The organism is Bacillus cereus group sp. BfR-BA-01355 (genome assembly GCF_022663675.1).
Classification (GTDB): domain Bacteria; phylum Bacillota; class Bacilli; order Bacillales; family Bacillaceae_G; genus Bacillus_A; species Bacillus_A thuringiensis_S.
In genome coordinates, this window is sequence record NZ_JAKUFY010000346.1 from 1 (window position 1) to 343 (window position 343).

The following is a 343-nucleotide window of genomic DNA, read 5'->3' on the forward strand; positions in this document are numbered from 1 at the left end:
GTAGAGCATCTGACTTTTAATCAGAGGGTCGAAGGTTCGAATCCTTCATGGCTCACCATTTTCAATTTTATGCGGGTGTAGTTTAGTGGTAAAACAAGAGCCTTCCAAGCTCTGGTCGAGAGTTCGATTCTCTTCACCCGCTTTTCAATTATGGGCCTATAGCTCAGCTGGTTAGAGCGCACGCCTGATAAGCGTGAGGTCGATGGTTCGAGTCCATTTAGGCCCACCATAATTGTTCCGCAGTAGCTCAGTGGTAGAGCTATCGGCTGTTAACCGATCGGTCGTAGGTTCGAGTCCTACCTGCGGAGCCATATTTATAGAGAAGTACCCAAGTGGCTCAAGG

The 343-nt window shown here is 48.4% G+C and carries 3 tRNA genes; all 3 read left to right on the plus strand.

Features of this window, described 5'->3' with window-relative positions:
- Positions 1-71 precede the first annotated feature (71 nt).
- Positions 72-142 (plus strand) — tRNA-Gly (locus MR167_RS31965).
- Between the two features lie 10 nt (positions 143-152).
- Positions 153-229 (plus strand) — tRNA-Ile (locus MR167_RS31970).
- 7 nt (positions 230-236) lie between these two features.
- A tRNA-Asn gene (locus MR167_RS31975) sits at positions 237-311 on the plus strand.
- The last annotated feature ends 32 nt before the right edge of the window (positions 312-343 follow it).